This is a genomic window from Klebsiella sp. CN_Kp073 (genome assembly GCF_040065495.2).
Lineage (GTDB): Bacteria > Pseudomonadota > Gammaproteobacteria > Enterobacterales > Enterobacteriaceae > Klebsiella > Klebsiella aerogenes.
The window spans coordinates 5245977-5265953 of sequence record NZ_CM198051.1 but is presented as its reverse complement, the minus strand read 5'-3'; the positions used below and the strand labels follow the sequence as shown (position 1 = coordinate 5265953).

The 19977-nt window shown below is 53.7% G+C and carries 19 protein-coding genes; 7 read left to right on the top strand and 12 right to left on the bottom strand.

What is annotated here, in order from left to right; translation table 11 throughout:
- Positions 1 to 8: 8 nt before the first annotated feature.
- The 10 genes from atpA to asnC form a co-directional block, all read right to left on the bottom strand.
- Entirely contained in the window at positions 9 to 1550 is a 1542-nt protein-coding gene (atpA, locus tag ABLV66_RS25280; RefSeq protein WP_015369006.1) for a F0F1 ATP synthase subunit alpha, read from the bottom strand.
- 12 nt (positions 1551 to 1562) lie between these two features.
- Positions 1563 to 2096 carry a F0F1 ATP synthase subunit delta gene (atpH, locus tag ABLV66_RS25275; protein ID WP_015369005.1) on the bottom strand — a complete coding sequence of 178 codons (534 nt, stop codon included), beginning with the start codon at positions 2094 to 2096 and terminating at the stop codon, positions 1563 to 1565.
- A gap of 14 nt (positions 2097 to 2110) precedes the next feature.
- Entirely contained in the window at positions 2111 to 2581 is a 471-nt protein-coding gene (gene atpF, locus ABLV66_RS25270; protein WP_004107293.1) for a F0F1 ATP synthase subunit B, read from the bottom strand.
- Between the two features lie 54 nt (positions 2582 to 2635).
- A complete protein-coding gene (gene atpE / locus ABLV66_RS25265; protein ID WP_000429386.1) occupies positions 2636 to 2875 on the bottom strand; it encodes a F0F1 ATP synthase subunit C in 240 nt (79 codons plus the stop codon).
- A gap of 48 nt (positions 2876 to 2923) precedes the next feature.
- On the bottom strand, positions 2924 to 3739 hold the full coding sequence (gene atpB, locus ABLV66_RS25260) for a F0F1 ATP synthase subunit A (protein ID WP_015369004.1): 816 nt from the start codon (positions 3737 to 3739) through the stop codon (positions 2924 to 2926).
- An 8-nt stretch (positions 3740 to 3747) separates the two neighbouring features.
- Positions 3748 to 4128 carry a F0F1 ATP synthase subunit I gene (atpI, locus tag ABLV66_RS25255; RefSeq protein ID WP_015703918.1) on the bottom strand — a complete coding sequence of 127 codons (381 nt, stop codon included), beginning with the start codon at positions 4126 to 4128 and terminating at the stop codon, positions 3748 to 3750.
- A gap of 616 nt (positions 4129 to 4744) precedes the next feature.
- The gene (gene rsmG, locus ABLV66_RS25250; protein ID WP_348877241.1) at positions 4745 to 5368 is read right to left on the bottom strand and encodes a 16S rRNA (guanine(527)-N(7))-methyltransferase RsmG; all 624 of its coding nucleotides are present in this window, start codon (positions 5366 to 5368) and stop codon (positions 4745 to 4747) included.
- Positions 5369 to 5481: 113 nt separating this feature from the next.
- Complete coding sequence (gene mnmG / locus ABLV66_RS25245; RefSeq protein ID WP_015369000.1) at positions 5482 to 7371, bottom strand: tRNA uridine-5-carboxymethylaminomethyl(34) synthesis enzyme MnmG; 1890 nt, start codon at positions 7369 to 7371, stop codon at positions 5482 to 5484.
- Between the two features lie 383 nt (positions 7372 to 7754).
- Positions 7755 to 8195: an FMN-binding protein MioC gene (mioC, locus tag ABLV66_RS25240; RefSeq protein ID WP_047044568.1), complete on the bottom strand. Its 441-nt coding sequence runs from the start codon at positions 8193 to 8195 to the stop codon at positions 7755 to 7757.
- A 98-nt stretch (positions 8196 to 8293) separates the two neighbouring features.
- Complete coding sequence (asnC, locus tag ABLV66_RS25235; RefSeq protein ID WP_015368998.1) at positions 8294 to 8752, bottom strand: transcriptional regulator AsnC; 459 nt, start codon at positions 8750 to 8752, stop codon at positions 8294 to 8296.
- A 152-nt stretch (positions 8753 to 8904) separates the two neighbouring features.
- Here asnC and asnA point away from each other — a divergent pair, with 152 nt between their 5' ends.
- Positions 8905 to 9897 carry an aspartate--ammonia ligase gene (asnA, locus tag ABLV66_RS25230; RefSeq protein WP_047044566.1) on the top strand — a complete coding sequence of 331 codons (993 nt, stop codon included), beginning with the start codon at positions 8905 to 8907 and terminating at the stop codon, positions 9895 to 9897.
- Positions 9898 to 9900: 3 nt separating this feature from the next.
- Here asnA and viaA read toward each other — a convergent pair whose 3' ends face one another.
- Together viaA and ravA are read right to left on the bottom strand one after the other, a co-directional pair.
- Positions 9901 to 11349, bottom strand: a complete 1449-nt coding sequence (gene viaA / locus ABLV66_RS25225) for an ATPase RavA stimulator ViaA (protein WP_015368996.1) — start codon at positions 11347 to 11349, stop codon at positions 9901 to 9903.
- On the bottom strand, positions 11346 to 12845 hold the full coding sequence (gene ravA / locus ABLV66_RS25220) for an ATPase RavA (protein WP_348877242.1): 1500 nt from the start codon (positions 12843 to 12845) through the stop codon (positions 11346 to 11348). Before ravA ends, viaA begins: the two co-directional genes overlap by 4 nt.
- Positions 12846 to 13062: 217 nt before the next feature.
- Here ravA and kup point away from each other — a divergent pair, with 217 nt between their 5' ends.
- The 6 genes from kup (at position 13063) to rbsK (ending at position 19974) form a co-directional block, all read left to right on the top strand.
- Entirely contained in the window at positions 13063 to 14931 is a 1869-nt protein-coding gene (gene kup / locus ABLV66_RS25215; RefSeq protein ID WP_045396012.1) for a low affinity potassium transporter Kup, read from the top strand.
- A 186-nt stretch (positions 14932 to 15117) separates the two neighbouring features.
- Positions 15118 to 15537 (top strand): D-ribose pyranase, encoded by a 420-nt coding sequence (gene rbsD, locus ABLV66_RS25210; protein WP_348877243.1) that lies wholly within the window; start codon positions 15118 to 15120, stop codon positions 15535 to 15537.
- A gap of 10 nt (positions 15538 to 15547) precedes the next feature.
- Positions 15548 to 17053: a ribose ABC transporter ATP-binding protein RbsA gene (gene rbsA / locus ABLV66_RS25205; RefSeq protein WP_015368992.1), complete on the top strand. Its 1506-nt coding sequence runs from the start codon at positions 15548 to 15550 to the stop codon at positions 17051 to 17053.
- 5 nt (positions 17054 to 17058) lie between these two features.
- Positions 17059 to 18024 (top strand): ribose ABC transporter permease, encoded by a 966-nt coding sequence (gene rbsC, locus ABLV66_RS25200; RefSeq protein ID WP_015368991.1) that lies wholly within the window; start codon positions 17059 to 17061, stop codon positions 18022 to 18024.
- Between the two features lie 27 nt (positions 18025 to 18051).
- The gene (gene rbsB, locus ABLV66_RS25195) at positions 18052 to 18942 is read left to right on the top strand and encodes a ribose ABC transporter substrate-binding protein RbsB (RefSeq protein WP_045396020.1); all 891 of its coding nucleotides are present in this window, start codon (positions 18052 to 18054) and stop codon (positions 18940 to 18942) included.
- Positions 18943 to 19041: 99 nt separating this feature from the next.
- Entirely contained in the window at positions 19042 to 19974 is a 933-nt protein-coding gene (gene rbsK / locus ABLV66_RS25190; protein WP_315712000.1) for a ribokinase, read from the top strand.
- Positions 19975 to 19977 lie beyond the last annotated feature (3 nt).

Sequence of the window (19977 nt, the reverse complement as noted above, 5' to 3'; positions counted from 1 at the left end):
GCCAGACTTTACCAGGACTGGGTTGCTTTGAAGGAGTCGAGGATGCCTTTCAGCTTGCCTTCGATCTCGTCGTTATAGCCACCGGTCTGGTTAATCTCTTGCATCAGCGGAGCGTGGTCACGGTCAACGTAAGCCAGCAGAGCGGCTTCGAAGCTACCGATTTTCGCCAGTTCCACATCTTCGAGGTAACCGCGTTCAGCAGCGAACAGTACCAGGCCCTGCTGTGCTACAGACATAGGTGCATACTGTTTCTGTTTCAGCAGTTCGGTCACTTTCTGACCGTGGCTCAGCTGCTTACGAGTCGCTTCGTCCAGATCGGATGCGAACTGAGAGAACGCAGCCAGTTCACGATACTGCGCCAGCGCGGTACGGATACCACCGGACAGTTTCTTGATGATCTTGGTCTGAGCAGCACCACCAACACGGGATACGGAGATACCCGGGTTAACCGCCGGACGAATACCGGAGTTGAACAGGTTGGTTTCCAGGAAGATCTGACCATCGGTAATGGAAATTACGTTGGTCGGAACGAATGCGGAAACGTCACCCGCTTGCGTCTCGATAATCGGCAGCGCAGTCAGGGAGCCGGTTTTACCTTTAACTTCACCATTGGTGAATTTCTCAACGTATTCCGCGTTAACGCGGGATGCGCGCTCCAGCAGACGGGAGTGGAGGTAGAACACGTCGCCCGGGAATGCTTCACGTCCTGGCGGACGACGGAGCAGCAGGGAAACCTGACGGTAAGCAACAGCCTGTTTAGACAGGTCATCGTAAACGATCAGCGCATCTTCACCGCGGTCGCGGAAGTATTCGCCCATTGCGCAACCGGCATACGGCGCCAGGTATTGCAGCGCAGCAGATTCAGAAGCGGTCGCCACAACAACGATAGTGTTGGACAGCGCGCCGTGCTCTTCCAGTTTACGCACCACGTTAGAGATGGTGGACGCTTTCTGGCCGATAGCTACGTATACGCATTTGATGCCGGAATCACGCTGGTTGATGATCGCATCGATTGCCATCGCGGTTTTACCGGTCTGACGGTCACCGATGATCAGCTCACGCTGGCCACGGCCGATTGGAATCATGGCATCAACAGATTTGTAACCGGTCTGCACCGGCTGGTCTACGGATTGACGATCGATAACGCCCGGAGCGATAACTTCGATTGGCGAGAAGCCATCGTGCTCAACAGGACCTTTACCGTCAATCGGCGCACCCAGGGTGTTCACCACGCGGCCTAACAGACCACGACCGACCGGAACTTCCAGAATACGGCCTGTACACTTAACCTTCATGCCTTCGGCGAGGTCAGCATACGGACCCATCACAACCGCACCAACGGAGTCGCGCTCCAGGTTCAGTGCGATAGCGTAACGGTTACCCGGCAGGGAAATCATTTCACCCTGCATACAATCGGCCAGGCCGTGGATGCGGATAACACCGTCACTTACAGAAACAATAGTACCTTCGTTGTGAGCTTCACTCACAACATTGAACTGAGCAATGCGCTGCTTGATCAGTTCGCTGATTTCGGTGGAATTCAGTTGCATGCTCCAGTCCCCTTAAGACTGCAAGACGTCTGCCAGGCGATCAAGACGGCCGCGTACGCTACCATCAATGACCATATCACCCGAGCGGATGATAACTCCTGCCATAACAGACTTATCGATTTTGCAATTCAGCTTAACTTTGCGTGACAGACGCTTTTCCATCGCGCCGGAGATCTTCGCAAGCTGTTCTTCACTCAGTTGGTTGGCAGAAATAACATCTACCTCTGCGATGGCCTCGCTGGCTGCACGCAGGTGAATGAACTGCTCAAGAACATCCGGGAGCACCTTCAAACGACCATTTTCAGCCATCACCCGAATCAGGTTCTGACCATTTTCGTCGAGTTGCTCGCCGCAGATAGCGATAAACGCATCTGAGAGCGTTTCCGGCGCCAGGGCACCGGAGAGAAGCTCTGCCATTTGTTCGTTTTTAGTCACTTCAGCGGCAAACGCCAGCATATCCTGCCAGCGCTCAACACTTTTGTGTTCGACGGCAAAGTCAAAAGCTGCTTTGGCGTAGGGGCGAGCTACCGTTACAAATTCAGACATCAGCCCCTCCCTCCTTACAGTTCAGCGACAAGTTTATCCACGATGTCGCTGTTAGCAGCTTCATCCACGGAACGTTCGATGATCTTCTCGGCGCCAGCAACAGCCAGGATAGCAACCTGCTTACGCAGTTCTTCGCGAGCACGTTTACGTTCGGCATCGATTTCAGCCTGCGCCTGTGCAACGATTTTAGTGCGTTCCTGTTCTGCTTCAGCTTTAGCTTCGTCCAGAATCTGAGAGCGACGCTTGTTCGCTTGCTCGATGATTACCTGGGCTTCCGCTTTCGCTTTTTTCAGCTGGTCGGTCGCGTTGGCCTGTGCAAGGTCCAAATCTTTCTTAGCGCGTTCTGCAGAAGCTAAACCGTCAGAAATTTCTTTCTGGCGCTTTTCGATGGCAGCCATTAACGGCGGCCATACGTACTTCATGCAGAACCATACGAAGATAACAAACGCGATGGCCTGGCCGAGGATTGTTGCGTTCATGTTCACAGCACAATACCTCTTAAATTAACTCTGTGGCTTAGGTTTCTTTCGAACAACTTACTACGCGACAGCAAACATCACGTACAGACCCAGACCTACAGCGATCATCGGGATAGCATCCACCAGACCCATAACGATAAAGAACTGAGTACGCAGCAGAGGAATCAGATCCGGTTGACGCGCTGCGCCTTCCAGGAATTTACCCCCGAGGATGCCGATACCGATCGCAGCACCGATTGCCGCCAGACCCATCATCACAGCGGCAGCCATGTACAGCAGATCCATATTCAGGTTTTCCATGACAGTCTCCAGTTTGTTTCAGTTAAAACGTAGTAGTGTTGGTAAAAATCAATGCTCTTCGGATGCCATCGACAGATAGACAATCGTCAGAACCATGAAGATGAAGGCTTGCAGCGTAATAATCAGGATGTGGAAAATGGCCCAAGGCACATTCAGAATCCACTGTGACCACCACGGCAACAGACCAGCAATCAGAATGAAAATCAGCTCACCGGCATACATGTTGCCGAACAGTCGCAGACCGAGAGAAACCGGTTTGGACAGCAGGCTTACCCCTTCAAGGATTAAGTTGACAGGAATGAACGCCCAGTGATTGAACGGCTGCATGGTCAGTTCTTTAACGAACCCACCAACGCCTTTCATTTTGATGCTGTAGAAAATAATCAGGATGAACACGCCAAGCGCCATCGACAGGGTGATGTTCACGTCCGCAGACGGAACCACGCGCAGTGCAGGCAGGCCGAAAATGTGTTCGCCGATATAAGGAATCAGGTCGATTGGCAGCAGGTCCATCAGGTTCATCAGGAATACCCAGACGAACACGGTAAGCGCCAGCGGCGCGATGACCTTGCTCTTGCCATGGTACATGTCTTTGACGCTGCCATGGACGAAGCCGATGATCATTTCGATGAAGGTTTGGAATTTCCCTGGTACGCCGCTGGTCGCTCTCTTAGCAACGCTACGGAACATGGCAAGGAACAGCAGACCGAGAACCACCGAGAAAAACATGGAGTCAATATTGAGCGTCCAGAAGGTGGCTGGGGGGTTGTGCGGATCCACCAGCGAGAATGTACGTAGGTCCAACTGAAGGTTGTTCAGATGGTGTCCTATGTAATCCTGCGGCGTCATATTTTCTGAAGCCATGATGCCTTTTACCCTTTGTTGTTAATTACAGCTGGAGCCAGAATTTGTACCACCAGCACCAAAACCCACGTCACTATCAGCGGCAAAAATACCACTTCAAAAACCGCCAGCGCCATCGCCAGTAGGGCGAAGGTCAGCAACACCTTGAATGCTTCACCGAAGGCGAAGGTCCAGGCCACTCGGCCTTGTGCTGGTGTATGCGCCTGATGGCGCCAGGCAAAAATCATAAACAACGCGTTTGGCAAAACGACCGCCAAACCTCCGCATATGGCGGAGATGCCCCAGAAGGGGTCTTTGAGGCTGAACAGCAGTCCGCTTGCTATTACTGCCAGTAACTGAATAAACAGAAGCTTTCGAGCAACGTTTCGACTCACGAGCGACATAGACATCACGTTTTTACTCCTGCTCCCTTCGAGGTATGCCGCGTGTCGTATAAAACGTTCTTTAAGACCAAGAGTCAAGCGTCAAAAAGCGGACAAATTATACGGTGACAACACGTGATTTCAAACATTAAGTAGCAAAATAGTGAATAAATGTTTAATTATTTTCTGAGCGGCAATTTTTCATGCATTTCGTCAATCAGTGAGGGATCAACCAGAAGTGCAAATAATGAGAAAACGCGGCCATTAAAGCGTGCATTAGATCACATAATAAACATTTTCGGTGCAATCGAATTAAATCTGTACAGAATCAGTAAGTTTTCATCTTTTTGATATTCAAGATAAAAAGTGAGGTCTTTTTGCAAAACAACCCCACATACAATAAAAACCTTTTATTGACATTTATAATAAAAATTTAACATCAATATGAACTGACAGTTCATCGATTTTTAGCACCCTGATATTTTCAAAGTTGACTATTCAGCCAGTAAACCACCACGCTAAAGTTAAACGCTAGAAAAGCCATAGTAAAAGCAAGGTTAAAAGTGGCCAGATAATACCCGCAGGTAACTTTGATTTTTGTAACATGCGCAGGCCACATTTTTTCCACATTTTTTGATAAAAATTATAAGGCGTTTGGCTTAATGACCACCAAATGTCTCTCCCCTTCCAGCTGGGGGACATGCAGTTCAATCACGTCACAAACCTGGTAACCTTCTGGCAGGTTTGCCATTTCACTTTCCTGCGCCTGTCCTTTCAACGCGTAGAAATGTCCGTGTGGCGCCGGCAGGTGGTGGCACCAGCTCACCATATCGTTCAGCGAGGCAAAAGCACGGCTAATGACCCCATCAAACGGCGGCTCTGCGGGAAACTCTTCCACACGGCTCTGCACAGGGGTGATGTTATCCAGTTTTAGCTCATGCTGGACCTGGCGCAGGAAGCGTACACGCTTGCCAAGGCTATCCAGTAATGTGAAATGAGATTCCGGGCGCACGATAGCCAGCGGAATCCCCGGCAGGCCAGGGCCGGTTCCCACATCGATAAAGCGGGAGCCCTGTAGATACGGCGCAACGATAATGCTATCGAGGATATGGCGAACCAGCATCTCGTTAGGATCGCGAACAGAGGTCAGGTTATAGGCTTTGTTCCACTTATCCAGCATCCCGACATACGCCACCAGCTGATTTTTCTTGTGATCGGTGAGCGAAATACCCGCTTCGTCCAGCAGACGAGAAAGTTTGTTGAGCACGGTGAATACCTTCTAAAAATAATGAGCCCGGAGGCGCTAACGCTTACCGGGCTGTGAATTATAAAGGCGATCGCTGATTTTGCATCCGCCAAATTAACGCGCTCTGACGGCTATCAGGCGCTGCGGCGCAGCATCCCCTGCTTTTTCAGCCACACCAGCAAAATAGAAATTGCCGCCGGAGTAATCCCGGAAATACGCGATGCCTGACCGATAGATGATGGTTTATGGTCGTTTAGCTTGGCAATAACCTCGTTGGACAAGCCGGATACCTGACGGTAATCGAGCGTTGCCGGCAGCAAAGTATTCTCGTTGCGTTGCTGTTTTTCGATCTCGTCCTGCTGACGAGCGATATAGCCTTCGTACTTAACCTGAATCTCAACCTGCTCGGCCGCCTGTTGATCCTGCAGGCCCGGCGCGAACGGAGAAAGCTGAACCAGCTGTTCGTAGGTCATTTCCGGGCGACGCAGCAGATCTTCGCCGCTGGCTTCACGCGATAACGGCGCGGTCAGATGAGCGTTCACTTCGGCTGCGCTTTCCGCCAGCGGGTTAACCCAGCTGGTTTTCAGGCGTTGGCGTTCACGCTCAATGCTTTCCAGTTTCTCGTTGAAACGCGCCCAGCGCTCATCGTCCACCAGCCCCAGCTCTCGTCCCTGTTCGGTCAGGCGCAGATCGGCGTTGTCTTCACGCAGCATCAGGCGATATTCAGCACGGGAGGTAAACATACGGTACGGTTCTTTGGTGCCGAGGGTGCACAGATCGTCCACCAGAACGCCAAGATAGGCCTGATCGCGACGCGGCGCCCACCCCTCTTTTTCCGCTGAGAAGCGGGCGGCATTAAGACCGGCAAGCAGACCCTGCGCGGCGGCTTCTTCATAGCCGGTAGTACCGTTGATCTGGCCGGCGAAGAACAGACCCTGAATGTATTTGCTTTCCAGCGTCGGCTTCAGGTCACGCGGGTCAAAGAAATCGTACTCAATGGCGTAGCCAGGGCGAACGATCTTCGCGTTTTCCATCCCCTGCATTGAGCGGACGATTTGCATTTGCACATCAAACGGCAGGCTGGTGGAGATACCGTTTGGATAAATTTCGTTTGAAGTCAGCCCTTCCGGTTCAAGGAAGATCTGATGCTGGTTGCGATCGGCAAAGCGCATGACTTTGTCTTCGATCGACGGGCAGTAACGTGGGCCGATACCTTCAATCACCCCGGCGTACATTGGGCTGCGATCGAGGTTGCTGCGGATCACATCATGGGTTTTCTCGTTGGTGTGAGTGATATAGCACGGTACCTGGCGCGGATGTTGATCCGCGGATCCCATAAACGAGAAGACCGGCATCGGGTTATCGCCGTGCTGTTGCGCCAGCACGCTAAAATCGATGGTGCGCGCGTCAATTCGCGGCGGAGTACCGGTTTTCAGGCGGCTTACGCGCAGCGGCAGTTCACGCAGACGGCGAGACAGCGGGATTGACGGCGGATCGCCGGCACGGCCGCCGCTGTAGTTGTCCAGACCGATGTGGATTTTGCCATCCAGGAAGGTGCCGACGGTCAGCACCACCGACTTAGCCCGGAACTTGAGGCCCATTTGGGTCACGGCGCCGACGACGCGATCGTTTTCGACAATCAGATCTTCTACTGCCTGCTGGAAGATCATCAGGTTTGGCTGGTTCTCCAGCGCGGTGCGTACCGCCTGACGATACAACACCCGGTCGGCCTGGGCGCGAGTCGCACGGACAGCCGGGCCTTTGCTACCGTTTAGTATCCTAAACTGAATACCTGCCTGATCGATCGCCTTCGCCATCAGACCACCGAGCGCATCCACTTCTTTTACCAGGTGTCCCTTCCCAATACCGCCAATCGCCGGGTTGCAGCTCATCTGCCCCAGCGTATCGATATTGTGTGTCAAAAGCAGGGTTTGTTGGCCCATTCGCGCTGCTGCCATCGCGGCCTCAGTGCCTGCATGACCCCCGCCAATGATGATGACGTCAAAAGGATCCTGATAAAACATGGTGATCTGCCTCGCATAACGCGGTTTGAAAATGGATTGAAGCCCGGGCCGTGGATTCTACTCAACTTTGCTCTTTCGAGAAAGGGGCCGGGATCCTGAGTATTAAAAAGAAGATCTTTTATTTAGAGATCTGTTCTATTGTGATCTCTTATTAGGATCGACTCTCTTTGTGGATAAGTCGGATCCACTATTTAAGATCAAACGCTTAAGAAGGATCACAATCTGTGAATGATCGGTGATCCTGTTCCGTATAAGCTGGGATCAGAATGAAGGGTTATGCACAGCTCAAAAAGCATACTCCGGTTATTCTTTGGATAACTACCGGTTGATCCAAGCTTTTGAGCAGGGTTATCCACAGAAGATGCTGCGGATCTTTACAAAACTCAGAGTAAATTTTTCCAGGATCCCACCCAAACCTCGGCTGGATCTTCAGGAATCTCGTGTTCGAGGACATTAATTTTCAGCGTTTCGCCGATCTGTTTTGCCCCGTTGGCCTTTAATGCCGCTTCCAGTTTGTCGATTGCGCCGCAAAAAGTGTCATATTCGCGGCTACCGATACCCACCGCGCCAAAGCGAACGGCAGAAAGATCGGCCTGCTTCTCCAGCAACGCTTCATAGAAAGGGACCAGGTTGTCCGGAATATCGCCGGCGCCATGGGTAGAAGAGATAACTAACCAGATCCCTTCAGCCTGCAGATCGTCAACCAGCGGACCGTGCTGGATATCAGTGCTGTAGCCCGCTTCTTCCAGCTTTTCCGCCAGATGTTCTGCTACATATTCCGCACTGCCCAGGGTGCTGCCGCTGATAAGTGTAATGTCTGCCATGATCGCCGATCGCTCGCTCAACTATTCTGAGTGGCGTATTGTACGCTGTGAGCGAGCTGGGATCTACCTGTGGAAAAATGTGGGATTAAAAAAAACGATCAGGGCTTGATGGTGCGCATGATCGGGTTCTGCAGCACGATCAGGGTTTCAGTGGACTGAATTTCATCGATTGTTTGGATCTTGTTGATAAGTACCTGCTGCAGGGCATCGATAGATTTACACATTACCTTAATAAAGATGCTGTAGTGGCCGGTGGTGTAGTAAGCCTCGGTCACCTCTTCCAGGCTCTCCAGCCGGGCGAGAGCGGAAGGATAGTCTTTGGCGCTCTTAAGAATAATGCCGATGAAACAGCCGACGTCATAACCGAGCTGTTTCGGGCTGACGTCGATTCTTGCCCCCGTAATAATGCCCGCCTGTTTCATTTTCTCTACGCGTACGTGAATCGTACCTGGGCTAACGCCGAACTGTTTGGCCAGTTCGGCGTAGGCGGTGCGCGCATTCGCCATTAAGGCATCAAGAATGCCGCGGTCCAGATTGTCGATCTGATAATTTTCCATTGTTTTTTCTTATGATGTTTGATGATTCTTACTATTTTAGCTTGTTAATTTAATGAATCAAAACTCAGGACGTCTTTTTATTGATTGATTATTGAATTCAGTGCCATTTCTGTTGCTTAATCAATATCAACAGGACGCAGGAGTGATAAAAAATGAAAACCGCATACATCGCAAAACAACGCCAGATTAGTTTCGTTAAATCCCATTTTTCCCGTCAGCTGGAAGAGAAGCTTGGCCTGATTGAAGTGCAGGCGCCGATCTTAAGCCGCGTAGGAGATGGGACGCAGGACAACTTGTCCGGCTGCGAGAAAGCGGTTCAGGTAAAAGTGAAAACACTGCCAGACGCCCAATTCGAAGTGGTTCATTCACTGGCGAAGTGGAAGCGTCAAACCCTGGGACAACACGACTTCAGCGCGGGCGAAGGGCTATACACGCACATGAAGGCCCTTCGCCCCGATGAAGACCGCCTCACCCCAATTCATTCCGTTTATGTTGACCAGTGGGACTGGGAACGCGTCATGGGCGACGGCGAACGCCATACCGGCACGCTGAAAGCGACGGTTGAGGCGATTTACGCTGGGATCAAAGCCACCGAGCTGGCGGTAAGTCAGGAATTTGGTCTGACGCCATTCCTGCCGGAACAGATCCACTTTATTCACAGTCAGGAACTGTTGAGCCGTTATCCGGATCTGGATGCTAAAGGCCGCGAGAGGGCGATCGCTAAAGAGCTTGGCGCCGTCTTCTTAATCGGTATCGGCGGTAAACTGTCTGACGGTAAGCGCCACGATGTTCGCGCGCCGGATTATGATGACTGGAGCTCGCCATCGGCGGAAGGTTTTGCCGGCCTGAACGGCGATATCCTGGTGTGGAACCCGGTGCTGGAAGACGCTTTTGAGCTTTCCTCTATGGGGATCCGCGTTGACGCCGAGGCGCTGAAGCGCCAGTTGGCGGTGACCGGCGATGAAGACCGTCTGCAGCTTGAATGGCACCAGGCACTGCTGCGCGGCGAGATGCCGCAGACCATTGGCGGCGGTATTGGCCAGTCGCGTTTAACCATGCTGTTGCTGCAGCTTGACCATATCGGCCAGGTACAGTGCGGCGTATGGCCCGCGCAGGTGCGGGAAAGCGTCGCCGCTCTGCTGTAAAGATTAACGCCGCCAGCGACGCAGCAGGCGGCTACGCAATCCGGTATCAAAGCGCCAGATATGATCGAAGATGCGCATGATGCCGGGTTTGCCGTGTACCGACATCGCCACCGCGTGAAAACGATGCTGATGTTTATGCTGCAGCTCCCCCACCTTGTTGACCACCTCATCCGGCAACCGCTGGGCGATAAAATCGGAAATCACCACCGCATCGGCATCGACCCACTGCGGGCTTTGCAAACGTTCAACGATCGCGCGAAAACAGCTGGCCAGATCGGTGCCGCCGCGAAAGCGCTGGCTTAAAAAACGGATCGCCTGCTCCAGCCCCTGCGGGCCGGTTAGCTCGTAGTGCACCACTTCGCTGGAGAACAGCATGATGTAGCAGCGGCGGTTATCCGCCAGCGCGACGCGCATCAGCGCCAGACAAAAGGCTTTGGCGCATTGCTCGTTAAAACCGCCCATCGAACCTGAGGTATCTACGCAGACAATAAATGGCCCGCGCGGCTGCTCATCAAAATCCTGCCGGGTTACCGGGCGTTCGGTGATTTTCTCCCGCCAGGCGTCGCCGTGCAGGCGATAAGTTAATAGCTGTTTTTCCACCAGCTTACGGTAGAACTCGAACTCCAGTTCGGTGATGCCGAGCGTTGCCAGCTCTGGCGGCAACAGACGTAGAATATCGTCGCTTTGCTGCAGGCCATCGACCTGCTCTGGTACCGTTGCCGGTTCACGAACCATCGCGCGGAAGGCCTCCATCGGCGCATCCTTCTTCGGCACCAGTTTGGCTTCCCGCGATCTGCCCAACTGCTCAGCCAGCTGCATCAGTTCCGGCTGTTGGCTGAGAAAATCGCCATAGCGCACGATCAGCTGGTAATCGCCGCGTTTAAGCTCGCCGGCGCTCATATCCCACAGGCGGCCGGCGGCGTTGTCGTTTTCCACCAGCACCGGCTCTAGCTGCCCGCTCAGCGTCATTCGTTCCTGCACCTCGCTGAGCAGCTGATCGCGCTCATCGTCTAATAAGTGCTGGTTGAGGGTGGTGGTCTGTACCACCAGACTTAAGCGCCAGCGTTGTAAGAACAGAGTATGTAGCGCTGGGGTGAAGGTTGCGTTATCGTCCACCAGCTGCTGCGCCTGGGCGGCAAAGGGCGACTGGAGCTTATGCAGCTTGCCGAGGATCTGCGGCAGCTGCACGATAAATTGCGATGTTGAAAGCAGCTGGGCCTGCTGATAGATCTGCACTTCGGCGTCCAGCTCGGGAGGGATCTGCGTCTCTTTGAGTCGGGCGCGAACCGCTTCTCGCCAGCGCGGAATATCGGCGGCGATGATATTTTTCAGCCGCGGAAATTTTTCAAAGAACACCGCCAGTTGAGGCGAGGCCAGCAGCGCCAGCAGCATCTCCTCGATCATCCCTTCTTCGCTGACCGCCAGCATGACATTCAGCATGTCGAGCGTCATGGCTGGCGCGCCTGTTTAATTTGCGCGCCGACGTCCTGCAGGCTGGCTTCGATACGCCCCAGCCAGTCGCCGGGAATAAACAGGCATTTTTGCTGTTCGCTAAAGCGGTTATGTTGCTGGTGCCACTCGTCATCCAGCGCTTCCAGCTGCTGGCGGATCTCGGCAGGCATATTTTCCTGAGATTCGCTGCCGGGCAGCGACAGGCGCGAGCCTTGCAGGCTGACGTCGCGCACCACCAGGTGTTGGCTGGCATCGACATCCATCGTTAATGGCTGGGCAAAACCGATACCGTTGAGCTTGCCGCGGATCTCGCCGCCTTTCTCCAGCCAGTTGATCAGCGCCTGGCGTTCAAAGGCGATATGGATAACTTCGAGATCGTGCAGTTTCAGCGGTTGCTGGAGAAGCAGCGTCAACGTCTCGCCCTCAACACCGTCTGGCAGTTCGTAATGCGGCTTACGGCTGAACATGCCGCCAACGCGCGTGACTTTAAGCGCGGTTTTATCGCTGTGCTGCTGCTGGATTTGAATACGGCGTTGGATGATGGCGCCTAGTTTAGTCAGCATCGCCTGCTGACCCCAGGCATGGCTGGTCATCAGTGACTCCAACTGCTGCGACATCAGATTCATGCTTTCGATGTTATGCCACAGGCAATCTTTCAGCAGGATCAGGTCGATAGGCGCGATGGCGTCGCGGCCGCTAAAGAAGGCGCTGGCCTGCAGCAGACGGATGGATTTTTTCCAGCGGCGATCGGAAACGTAAGGCGCATTAGGCAAGGCATCTAATTGTTGGCGCAGTTGGAAAACCAGCTCGAAGACGTTGTCCGGCAACTTCACGGTACCAATGTCATGCTGCCACTGGGTAAATTCATCGTTGCTGATTTGCAGGTTTTCAGGAACCGGATTGCTGTTTTCATCCTGCTGGCTGACCAGCATCGAGCGGAAGTTAGTTTTATCCTGTACTTTATCCAGCCACAGGCGGATCAGCATGCGGTCATATAAGGCTTCGAGGCTGTTGTCCGCTTCGGGCAGTTCGTTCGACGCCGCGACCAGCAGGCGCATTGGGATTTTCTCTTCATGGGCGCCGTTGCGGAAGTGGCGTTCGTTGATGGCCGTCAGCAGGGTATTTAGGATAGCTGGGCCGGCTTTCCAGATTTCATCCAGGAAGACGATTTCCGCCTCTGGCAGATAGCCTGCCGTTAAACGCTCATAGCGCCCTTCATCTTTGAGCGCCTGAATCGACAGCGGGCCGAAAACTTCTTCCGGCGTGGAGAAGCGGGTCATCAGATATTCAAAAGCGCGCGCCTGCCTGAAAGCGAACTTAAGGCGGCGGGCGATCAGGCTTTTCGCGATGCCGGGCGGCCCCAGCAGGAACACGCTCTCGCCGCTAAGCGCGGCCAACAGGCACAGGCGTATTGCGTGGCTGCGTTCAAAGAGCCCTTTTTCCAGGGCGGCGCTAAGTCGGGAAATTCTTTCTGCCAGTAAATGTGATTGAGCCATAATAGAGTTGCGTGCTTTGTCGTGTGTCGTTATTGCGTCGAGTATAGATGTTTGATTAGGGGTGGTAATAGCCTGAAGAATCGATTTATTTTCTTTGAGCTAAGTTAATATGGTGTCAGTTAGGGGTACGATTCAGCAAATAATCGTGCATACTGTGCGCTTTTTGTGGGCCAAGGGACTAGGCACACATTTGTTTTATAAACGAAAAGACTAGTCTATGAGCACTGATAATAAACAATCGCTGCCGGCAATAACGCTGGCGGCAATCGGCGTGGTTTACGGCGATATCGGTACCAGTCCACTGTATACCCTTCGCGAATGTCTGTCAGGCCAGTTTGGCTTTGGCGTTGAACGCGATGCGGTTTTTGGCTTTCTGTCGCTGATTTTCTGGCTGTTGATCTTTACCGTATCAATAAAATACATCACCTTCGTGATGCGGGCGGATAACGCCGGCGAGGGCGGGATCTTGACGCTGATGTCGCTGGCGGGGCGCAACACCTCGGCAAAGATGACCTCCGTATTGGTGATCCTCGGCCTGATTGGCGGTAGCTTCTTCTATGGTGAAGTGGTGATAACCCCGGCAATATCGGTGATGTCGGCGATAGAGGGGTTGGAAATTATCGCCCCACAGCTGGATACCTGGATTGTCCCCATCTCCATTATTGTGCTGACCCTGCTTTTTGCTATTCAAAAACACGGAACCGGGATGGTCGGCAAGCTGTTCGCGCCAATTATGCTGATCTGGTTCCTGTTGCTGGCGGTGCTTGGCGCGCGCAGTATCCTCGATAACCCGGAAGTTCTGCAGGCGCTGAACCCTTACTGGGCAGTGAACTTCTTCCTGCAGTACAAAACGGTATCCTTTATTGCGCTCGGCGCGGTGGTGCTGTCGATTACCGGTGTGGAAGCGCTGTATGCCGATATGGGTCACTTCGGCAAACTACCGATTCGCGTAGCGTGGTTCTCGGTAGTACTGCCATCACTGGTGCTTAACTATTTTGGCCAGGGCGCGCTGCTGTTGAAGCACCCGGAAGCCATTAAAAACCCGTTCTTCCTGTTGGCGCCGGAATGGGCGCTGATCCCGATGCTGATTATCGCGACCCTGGCGACGGTTATCGCCTCGCAGGCGGTGATTTCCGGGGTCTTCTCGCTGACTCGTCAGGCCGTGCGTCTGGGCTATCTGTCGCCAATGCGCATTATCCATACTTCGGAAATGGAGTCCGGGCAGATTTACATCCCGTTCATTAACTGGCTGCTGTACGTTTCTGTGGTCATCGTCATTGTCAGCTTCGAGCACTCTTCTAATCTGGCGGCGGCGTACGGTATTGCGGTAACGGGCACCATGGTGTTGACCTCCATTCTGTCGGCGACCGTGGCGCGCAAAAACTGGCACTGGAATAAGCTGTTTGTCGGCCTGATGCTGGTGGCCTTCCTGTGTATCGATATTCCGCTGTTCTCGGCGAACCTCGATAAAATCGTCTCCGGCGGTTGGTTGCCGTTATCACTGGGCCTGGTGATGTTTACGGTGATGACCACCTGGAAGAGCGAGCGTTTCCGCCTGCTGCGCCGGATGCATGAACATGGCAACTCGCTGGAAGCGATGATCTCCTCGCTGGAGAAATCACCGCCGGTGCGCGTGCCGGGTACCGCGGTCTATATGTCTCGCGCCCTGAACGTGATCCCTTTTGCGCTGCTGCATAACCTGAAACACAACAAGGTGCTGCATGAACGCGTGATCCTGCTGACCCTGCGCACCGAAGATGCCCCGTATGTGCATAACGTGCGCCGCGTGCAGATTGAGCAACTGTCGCCGTCGTTCTGGCGCGTTGTAGCAAGCTATGGCTGGCGTGAAACGCCGAACGTCGAAGAGGTGTTCCATCGCTGCGGCCTGGAAGGGCTGAGCTGCCGAATGATGGAAACGTCGTTCTTTATGTCCCACGAGTCGCTGATTATCGGCAAACGGCCATGGTATCTGCGCCTGCGCGGCAAACTATATCTGCTGTTGCAGCGTAACGCTCTGCGCGCGCCGGATCAGTTTGAAATCCCGCCGAACCGGGTTATCGAACTCGGTACTCAGGTAGAAATCTGATGTCAAAAAGCCCTTCAATAATGAAGGGCTTTTTTGTCTCTCACATCTCAATGCAATTTCCTGCCCACGCCTTGCGAAACGTTTCGATGGCGATCACATTTATCTCTTTTGATGATGGTTTTTTGCTCCTGCATTTACAATACTAATGTTAGCGAAACGTTTCGCTAGTGGAGCAAAAGAGAAAAAATGAAAAAAGGCACCGTACTTAACGCTGATATTTCTTCCGTTATCTCCCGCCTCGGTCATACCGATATGCTGGTTGTTTGCGACGCCGGATTGCCGGTTCCCCGCAGCAGCGCGCGAATCGATATGGCGCTTACTCAGGGCGTACCTTCATTTATGCAGGTTCTGGAGGTCGTAACGACGGAAATGCAGGTTGAGGCGGCGGTCATCGCGGAAGAGATTAAAACCCATAATCCGCAACTCCACGCGACGTTGCTCAATCATCTTGAGCAGCTGCAGCACCACCAGGGAAATACGATTGAAATTCGTTACACCAGTCATGAGCAGTTCAAAAAACAAACCGCAGATAGTCAGGCGGTAATTCGCAGCGGGGAGTGTTCCCCGTATGCGAATATTATTCTCTGTGCCGGCGTCACTTTCTGAGGTCGCCGCCATGGAAGCTTTATTACAGCTGAAAGGGATCGATAAAGCGTTCCCTGGCGTCAAAGCGCTCTCCGGCGCGGCGCTGAATGTCTATGCTGGCCGGGTAATGGCGCTGGTAGGGGAAAATGGCGCCGGTAAATCGACAATGATGAAGGTACTCACCGGTATCTATACCCGTGATGCCGGTTCTTTGCTGTGGTTAGGTAAAGAAACGACCTTTAACGGCCCAAAATCCTCACAGGAAGCCGGTATCGGCATCATTCACCAGGAACTCAACCTGATCCCGCAATTAACGATTGCCGAGAACATCTTCCTTGGCCGCGAGTTCGTTAACCGCTTTGGCAAAATCGACTGGAAAAAGATGTATGCCGAAGCGGACAAGCTGCTGGCGAAGCTGAATTTACGTTTTAACAGCCAGAAGCTGGTGGGCGATCTGTCGATTGGCGATCAGCAAATGGTGGAAATCGCCAAAGTGCTGAGCTTCGAATCGAAGGTCATCATTATGGATGAGCCTACCGATGCCCTGACCGATACCGAGACCGAATCGCTGTTCCGCGTCATCCGCGAATTGAAATCGCAGGGGCGCGGCATTGTCTATATTTCCCACCGCATGAAAGAGATCTTCGAAATCTGCGATGACGTCACCGTATTTCGCGACGGGCAATTTATTGCCGAGCGTGAAGTGGCTTCGCTGGATGAAGACCGACTGATCGAGATGATGGTTGGCCGTAAGCTGGAAGATCAATATCCGCATCTCGATAAGGCGCCCGGCGCGGTACGTCTGAAGGTCGATAATCTCTGCGGTTCCGGGGTGGAAAACGTGACGTTTACCCTGCGTCAGGGCGAAATCCTCGGCGTTGCCGGGCTGATGGGCGCCGGGCGCACTGAACTGATGAAGGTGCTGTACGGCGCGCTGCCGCGCAGCAGCGGTTCCGTGACGCTGGACGGCCATGAAGTCGTCACCCGTTCGCCGCAGGATGGCCTGGCGAACGGCATTGTCTATATCTCTGAAGACCGTAAGCGTGATGGACTGGTGCTTGGGATGTCGGTCAAAGAAAACATGTCATTAACCGCGCTGCGCTACTTCAGCAGGGCGGGCGGTAGCCTTAAGCATAAAGATGAACAGCAGGCGGTCAGCGATTTCATTCGGCTTTTTAATGTGAAGACGCCTTCGATGGAGCAGGCAATTGGCCTGCTTTCTGGGGGGAACCAGCAAAAAGTCGCTATCGCTCGCGGGCTGATGACCCGGCCGAAAGTGCTGATCCTCGACGAACCAACCCGTGGCGTCGACGTCGGGGCGAAGAAAGAGATCTACCAGCTGATTAACCAGTTTAAAGCCGATGGCCTGAGCATCATCCTTGTCTCTTCTGAGATGCCGGAAGTGCTGGGCATGAGCGATCGCATCATTGTGATGCATGAAGGGCATCTCGGCGGTGAATTCACACGCGAGCAGGCCACCCAGGAAGTATTGATGGCTGCCGCTGTGGGCAAGCTTAACCGTGTGAATCAGGAGTAAAAAAGATGACTACCCAGGCTGTTACTGGTCGCCGCTATTTCACTAAAGCGTGGCTGATGGAGCAAAAATCGCTGATCGCCCTGCTGGTGCTGATCGCGATCGTTTCGACCATGAGCCCTAACTTTTTTACCGTTAATAACCTGTTCAATATTCTGCAGCAAACTTCCGTTAACGCCATCATGGCGGTCGGGATGACGCTGGTCATTCTGACATCGGGGATCGACCTGTCCGTCGGTTCTCTGCTGGCATTGACCGGCGCCGTCGCGGCGTCTATCGTCGGTATCGAAGTGAATGCGCTGGTGGCCGTTGCCGCCGCGCTGGCGCTCGGTGCGGCTATTGGCGCGGTGACCGGGGTAATTGTCGCGAAAGGTCGCGTGCAGGCGTTTATCGCCACCCTGGTGATGATGCTGCTGCTGCGCGGCGTGACGATGGTTTATACCAACGGTAGCCCGATCAACACCGGCTTTAGCGATAACGCCGATCTGTTTGGCTGGTTCGGTATCGGACGCCCGCTTGGGATCCCGACGCCGGTATGGATTATGGCGATTGTCTTCCTGGCGGCCTGGTACATGCTGCACCATACTCGCCTGGGCCGTTATATTTATGCCCTGGGCGGTAACGAAGCGGCGACGCGGCTTTCCGGCATCAGCGTGAATAGAGTGAAAATCATCGTCTATGCGCTGTGCGGGATGTTGGCTTCACTGGCCGGGATCATCGAAGTGGCGCGTCTTTCCTCTGCACAGCCGACGGCGGGGACGGGCTATGAATTAGACGCGATTGCTGCGGTCGTACTTGGCGGCACTAGCCTGGCCGGTGGTAAAGGTCGTATCGTCGGCACGCTGATTGGCGCGTTGATTCTTGGCTTCCTGAACAATGGTCTGAACCTTTTAGGCGTTTCTTCCTATTACCAGATGATCGTCAAAGCGGTGGTGATTTTGCTGGCGGTACTGGTAGATAACAAAAAGCAGTAACTGAGAACTCTACAGGACATCTTAACTATGAATATGAAAAAACTGGCGACCCTGGTCTCTGCTGTTGCTCTAAGCGCGACCGTTAGCGCAAACGCGATGGCGAAAGATACCATCGCACTGGTTATCTCTACCCTGAATAACCCCTTCTTCGTTTCTCTGAAAGACGGCGCGCAGAAAGAAGCCGATAAGCTGGGCTACAACCTGGTGGTGCTGGATTCCCAGAATAACCCGGCGAAAGAGCTGGCGAACGTACAGGACTTAACGGTTCGCGGCGCCAAACTGCTGCTGATTAACCCAACCGACTCCGATGCTGTCGGCAATGCGGTGAAGATGGCGAACCAGGCTAAAATCCCGGTTATTACCCTGGACCGCCAGGCTTCAAAAGGCGATGTGGTGAGTCATATTGCTTCCGATAACGTGCTGGGCGGTAAAATGGCCGGCGACTATATCGCGAAGAAAGTCGGGGAAAATGCGAAAGTCATTGAGCTGCAAGGCATTGCCGGTACCTCTGCGGCGCGCGAGCGCGGCGAAGGTTTCAAACAGGCCGTGGCGGCGCATAAGTTCAACGTACTGGCCAGCCAACCCGCTGACTTCGACCGTACCAAAGGTCTGAACGTGATGCAGAACCTGCTGACGGCGCATCCGGACGTGCAGGCGGTGTTTGCGCAGAACGACGAAATGGCGCTGGGCGCGCTGCGTGCGCTGCAGACTGCTGGAAAATCTGATGTGATGGTGGTTGGATTTGACGGCACTCCGGATGGCGAAAAAGCAGTAAATAGTGGCAAACTGGCAGCGACCATCGCCCAGTTGCCGGAGCAGATCGGCGTTAAAGGCGTCGAAACCGCTGATAAAGTGCTGAAGGGTGAAAAAGTGGATGCCAGCTATCCGGTTGAGCTGAAACTGGTCATTAAGCAGTAAAATGCGATTCGGGCCGGCAACGGTCCGAGGGACAACATAAAAAAGAAAAGCAGGGCATGCGCCACCGGAGTCCGGTGGCGCGCTTTCCCGGGAACAAAGATGATGAAAACCGCAGGTAAACTTGTCGTCCTTGGCAGCATCAATGCCGATCACATTCTTAACCTTGAATCCTTCCCTACTCCAGGTGAAACCGTTACCGGAAACCACTATCAAGTGGCTTTCGGCGGTAAAGGCGCCAATCAGGCTGTCGCTGCCGGGCGTAGCGGCGCGGATATTGCCTTCATTGCTTGTACTGGCGATGACGATATCGGCGAACGCGTTCGCCGCCAGCTGGCGAGCGATAACATCGACGTGGCGCCGGTGCGTGCCGTTGCTGGCGAATCAACCGGCGTGGCGTTGATCTTCGTTAACGCGGAAGGCGAGAATGTCATCGGTATTCATGCCGGCGCAAATGCTGCGCTTTCTGTTTCTCAGGTTGAGGCGGAAAAAGAACGAATTGCCAGCGCGCAGGCATTGTTAATGCAGCTGGAGTCGCCGCTGGAGAGCGTGATGGCCGCTGCGAAAATCGCTCATCAGCATCAGACTACCGTGGTGCTTAACCCTGCCCCGGCGCGCGAACTTTCAGATGAACTATTGGCGCTGGTGGATGTCATTACGCCGAATGAAACCGAAGCGGAAAAGCTGACCGGTATTCGCGTTGAAAGCGACGACGATGCCGCGAAAGCCGCCGGTGCGCTTCATGCGAAAGGGATTGGTACGGTGATGATTACTCTCGGCAGCCGCGGCGTGTGGTTAAGCTGCGAGGGCGAAAGCCGCCGGGTCCCCGGATTTAAAGTTCAGGCCATCGATACGATCGCCGCTGGCGACACTTTTAATGGCGCATTTGTCACCGCGCTGCTGGAAGGCCGTGAAGTGGCAGACGCCATCCGTTTTGCCCATGCCGCCGCCGCGATTGCTGTCACCCGTAAGGGAGCGCAACCGTCTGTGCCGTGGCGCAAAGAGATCGACGAATTCTTGCGTCAACAGGGGTAATGC

Coding starts and splice junctions, on each gene's coding strand:
- atpA (WP_015369006.1), bottom strand. CDS start 1,550: ATGCAACTGAATTCCACCGAAATCAGCGAACTGATCAAGCAGCGCATT.
- atpH (WP_015369005.1), bottom strand. CDS start 2,096: ATGTCTGAATTTGTAACGGTAGCTCGCCCCTACGCCAAAGCAGCTTTT.
- atpE (WP_000429386.1), bottom strand. CDS start 2,875: ATGGAAAACCTGAATATGGATCTGCTGTACATGGCTGCCGCTGTGATG.
- atpB (WP_015369004.1), bottom strand. CDS start 3,739: ATGGCTTCAGAAAATATGACGCCGCAGGATTACATAGGACACCATCTG.
- atpI (WP_015703918.1), bottom strand. CDS start 4,128: ATGTCTATGTCGCTCGTGAGTCGAAACGTTGCTCGAAAGCTTCTGTTT.
- mnmG (WP_015369000.1), bottom strand. CDS start 7,371: ATGTTTTATCAGGATCCTTTTGACGTCATCATCATTGGCGGGGGTCAT.
- mioC (WP_047044568.1), bottom strand. CDS start 8,195: ATGGCAGACATTACACTTATCAGCGGCAGCACCCTGGGCAGTGCGGAA.
- asnC (WP_015368998.1), bottom strand. CDS start 8,752: ATGGAAAATTATCAGATCGACAATCTGGACCGCGGCATTCTTGATGCC.
- asnA (WP_047044566.1), top strand. CDS start 8,905: ATGAAAACCGCATACATCGCAAAACAACGCCAGATTAGTTTCGTTAAA.
- viaA (WP_015368996.1), bottom strand. CDS start 11,349: ATGACGCTCGACATGCTGAATGTCATGCTGGCGGTCAGCGAAGAAGGG.
- ravA (WP_348877242.1), bottom strand. CDS start 12,845: ATGGCTCAATCACATTTACTGGCAGAAAGAATTTCCCGACTTAGCGCC.
- kup (WP_045396012.1), top strand. CDS start 13,063: ATGAGCACTGATAATAAACAATCGCTGCCGGCAATAACGCTGGCGGCA.
- rbsD (WP_348877243.1), top strand. CDS start 15,118: ATGAAAAAAGGCACCGTACTTAACGCTGATATTTCTTCCGTTATCTCC.
- rbsA (WP_015368992.1), top strand. CDS start 15,548: ATGGAAGCTTTATTACAGCTGAAAGGGATCGATAAAGCGTTCCCTGGC.
- rbsC (WP_015368991.1), top strand. CDS start 17,059: ATGACTACCCAGGCTGTTACTGGTCGCCGCTATTTCACTAAAGCGTGG.
- rbsB (WP_045396020.1), top strand. CDS start 18,052: ATGAATATGAAAAAACTGGCGACCCTGGTCTCTGCTGTTGCTCTAAGC.
- rbsK (WP_315712000.1), top strand. CDS start 19,042: ATGATGAAAACCGCAGGTAAACTTGTCGTCCTTGGCAGCATCAATGCC.